Here is a 3,882-nt window from a genome sequence, read left to right as displayed (position 1 = left end):
TTGACGCCTGGTGACCCGGCCGTGGCCGCGTGGCAATCTGGCGGCGTTATTGATCGTATCCTGACGGTATTCGCGACACTTGGTTTTTCTGTCCCGGTGTTTGTTGTCGGTTTCTTTCTCATATATTTGTTTGCCATCATATCACATTGGCTACCGGTCCAGGGATACCGGCCGATTGACCATGGCTTCGGGCCATGGCTTGTGCACCTGATCCTGCCCACCGTGGCGTTAAGTCTTGGTTATATCGCTTTCATCGCGCGGATCGCGCGAACAGCCGCCGCCAAAGGCGCCTCGTCGTATGCCATGCTTTTTCCACCCCGTTTTTCCCCGCAATGACGCGGCTCGGCGGCTTGAAGAAAGCGCGATCGTGGCCGAGAGCCTTATGCGGGCATGGCGTCGCGGAGGTTGCGCGTGACGCGCTGGCAGATCTGTGACTGGCGGAAGCAGCTTCGGAGCGGCGGGTTGGTGAAACCGGAAAGCATGAGGTACAGATCTGGCGCCGAAGGTATCCAGATCGCCGGGCTCGCGCTCCTGCGAGGCCGGCGACAAGGTCTGCGATCCGCGCCTCTATCTCAATCCAATCGCAACCAAGCCGGGGGGCTGGATCAGGCTGTTCCCTTTCGCAGCTGGGAGTCGTCGCTGGCATTTCGAGATGTGGCCGCCTTGGAGGCGCGCCTCGGCCGGCCCGTCGATCCACGGCGTCCGCGCGCCTTTGTTCGGCCTACCAACCGAGACACCCTGTATCTCCGACTTCTTCCTCTTTCTTACAGGCAAGGATATGACCTCTTCTGATCCGTTGAACGCCGTTTTCGAGCATATCGAGGCGAACCGCACCCCCTTCCTCGATCGCCTGATCGATTACGTTCGGCACCCGAGCATCAGCGCCGAAAATGTTGGCATCGCCGAAGTCGGCGCGCTACTGGTCGAGATGCTCACCGGGATCGGGCTCGAGACAGGCCTGGTGTCGACAGAAGGACACCCGATGGTGGTCGCGCGCTGGGAGAAGGCGCCGGGCAAGCCGACCGTGCTGCTCTACGGCCATTACGACGTGCAGCCGGCTGACCCGATCGACAAATGGCTCTCGCCGCCCTTCGAGCCGACTATTCGTGACGGGCGCCTATACGCACGCGGTGTGGGAGACAACAAGGGCCAGCATTTCGCACAGATTTTGGCAATCGAGTCCCACCTCAAGGTGCATGGCGCGCTGCCCTGCAACGTGATCCTGCTGCTGGAAGGCGAAGAGGAGATCGGCAGTCCGCACATCGCCGATTTCGTCCATGCCAATATCGGTATGCTAGAAGCTGATCTTGCTGTCACCGCCGATGGTCCGCGTCATGCGAGCGGCGCACCTGTGATCAAGTTCGGATCGCGCGGCGAGGTGTCTTTTGAACTACGCTGCCGCCACGCTAACGGCGACTTGCATTCGGGTAACTTTGGCGGCGTTGTGCCCAATCCGATCTGGACGTTGGTGCATCTGCTCGGCACCATGAAAAATGCCGATGGTGAAATCACCATTGACGGTTTCGACGATGAAATCGAGCCACCGTCAAAAGAGGAACTGGCCGCGGTCGAGCGTTTACCTCTCGATGTCGAGGCTGTGAAGCGTAGTCTCGATCTTGTGCGACTTGACGCGCCGGCGGAACGGCCCTTTTACGACCGCCTGTGCTTCCGCCCGACGCTGACGATTAACGGCTTCCATGGCGGCTATGGCGGTCTTGGTAGCAAGAGCGTCCTGCCCAACGAGGCCTTCGTAAAATGCGACATACGGCTCGTGGCAGCACAGGACCCAGCGGACATCCTGCGCAAGGTCGCCGCCCATGTGGAAAAACACGCGCCCGAAGTAGAGTTCATAGCGCAGGGAAGCATCGATCCCTCGAAAACACCCATTACCTCCCCTTTCACCGCGCCGCTTCGCCGTGCTTTCGTCGCTGCGCAAGGGGAAGATCCTTTGCTGGTGCCCGCAGGCTTCGGCTCTCTCCCCAACTATGTTTTCACCAAGATCCTAGGCATTCCCGCCTTCGACACACCTTACGCGAACCACGACGAGGCAAACCATGCTCCCAATGAGAATCTAACACTAAGTTGCTTCTACAGCGGGATTCGCACAGGCGCTGCGCTATTGTACGAGCTTGGCCGGTTACAACTTCTTGCGCGAAAGGCCGGTGGAGTGCAATCCGCCCCTAACTCAGATGGCCAACTAGTAAGAGTCGAGTAGCTAGATCCGATGATCGTGCGCGTAGGGTTGACCGGTTCTTATCCCGGACTACTTCATCTCTATGCGTGTGCTGGCCGTATAGTGCGCAGATGCCAGACTTCCCTCACCTCAGTAAGAGGCCCCTGGCTGAATGCTGGATCGGAAAATGGTCCCGATGACTCTCCAGATTGGGCACGCCGCCATGAAACCTGCCCAGCTCTCCAGGGCATGCCCATCAGAACGGACTGCTGCACTCAGCTGCGTCCGTGCCAACTAAAGGACAGTGCAGCAGATGCCAACGATCAACGCCGGCCGGTTGCTATCGGATCTCAGACGTTTCGCGCAGTTCGGCGCGTACAAGACGGGTGTACATCGTCCGACCTATTCACGAGAGGACATGGACAGCCGCCGTTGGCTTGCGCAGCAATACGAAGCCGTAGGGCTTCAGGCGCATATAGACGGGGTCGGCAACGTGTTCGGCATGCCGAGATCGGGCCGGCGATCGCTGTTGATCGGGTCGCACGCAGAGTCCCAGGATTATGCCGGATGGCTCGACGGGGCACTTGGTGTGATTTACGGTCTTGAGATTGCCCGGACGTTTGCGGAAACGCTGGGCTGCGCAGGCCTCCCCATCGCACCAGTGGCGTGGGCGGATGAAGAAGGTCACTACGTATCAATGCTCGGAAGTCGTTCGTTCGTTGGTGACATCGACGAAGCGGAGATCGATCGCGCGGTGAATGTCGATGACGGGCTGCCGCTCAGGGACGCGCTCCGTGAGGCCGGCCTAGCAGGCGTTCCCCGATCTCTGGTGGAGCCGAAACGCCACGTCGGCTACCTGGAAGCACATATAGAGCAGGGCGACGCGCTGGAAGCCTCGGGCAACCGGATCGGTGTTGTTACGAGCATCGTTGGGATCTGGCAGTACTCAATCGTCTTTTACGGGATCCAGAATCACGCCGGGACGACGCGCATGGGGATCCGTAAGGATGCCGGCGTTGCTGCAGCGACGCTGGCCATGGCCATTGCCAAGCGCTTTCCCGAAGTCGCCGGCCCGTGCTCCGTGTGGACCACAGGCCGCATTAGCCTGGAGCCGGGCGCTCCCAGCGTAATTCCGGGCAAAGCGGAGATGCTGTTCCAGTTCCGCGATTCAAAAATGCCGGTGCTTGAGCGTCTCGATGCTGTGCTAAGGGAGCTGGTTAAAGAGACCGCCATGAAAACGGACTGCCGCGCTGAGATCGAGCAGACTGAGACCGGCAAACCATGCCATATGGATCCGGCCTTTCAGGACGCGATAGAGAACGCGGCCGCGCGCCATATTCCCAACGCCTATGTGAGGATGCCAAGTGGGGCTGGTCACGACGCACAGGTCGTGGCGCGCAGACTGAGGTCCGCTATGCTTTTCATCCCAAGCATTGGCGGTATCAGCCATCATTGGACCGAAAACACAGACGATGCCGACTTGGTGCTCGGCTGCCAGGTGCTGACTGATGCGGCCGAGGCGATCCTACGAGGCGAGGGAAACACCTGACACAGCTAAACGACCCAAAGTCTTGAGAAAGCTGGCTGAATTTCGCAACTCCTGAGCGTCCCGGTCATGTGAGCTGCCTCCAGTAATCCATGTGAGTAACCACATGACGAGCACATTCGCGGCTTACAGCCCGGCGATACTCCGACGGAATTTCGGGCCC

3 protein-coding genes are annotated in these 3,882 nt (G+C 59.6%); all 3 read left to right on the top strand.

Annotated features, from left to right (window positions below; all coding sequences use genetic code 11):
• Positions 1-336, top strand: a 336-nt coding sequence (locus MESS2_RS28390; RefSeq protein WP_244440107.1) for an ABC transporter permease subunit, incomplete at its 5' end; no start/stop codon positions are given.
• Between the two features lie 442 nt (positions 337-778).
• On the top strand, positions 779-2,215 hold the full coding sequence (locus MESS2_RS28385; protein WP_040594197.1) for a M20/M25/M40 family metallo-hydrolase: 1,437 nt from the start codon (positions 779-781) through the stop codon (positions 2,213-2,215).
• Positions 2,216-2,486: 271 nt separating this feature from the next.
• Positions 2,487-3,722 (top strand): Zn-dependent hydrolase, encoded by a 1,236-nt coding sequence (locus tag MESS2_RS28380; protein WP_008878073.1) that lies wholly within the window; start codon positions 2,487-2,489, stop codon positions 3,720-3,722.
• Positions 3,723-3,882 lie beyond the last annotated feature (160 nt).

Origin of the sequence: Mesorhizobium metallidurans STM 2683 (assembly GCF_000350085.1) — a bacterium.
Taxonomy (GTDB): domain Bacteria; phylum Pseudomonadota; class Alphaproteobacteria; order Rhizobiales; family Rhizobiaceae; genus Mesorhizobium; species Mesorhizobium metallidurans.
The sequence above is the reverse complement of the archived record's forward strand: the minus strand, read 5'-3'. Positions and strand labels throughout refer to the sequence as shown.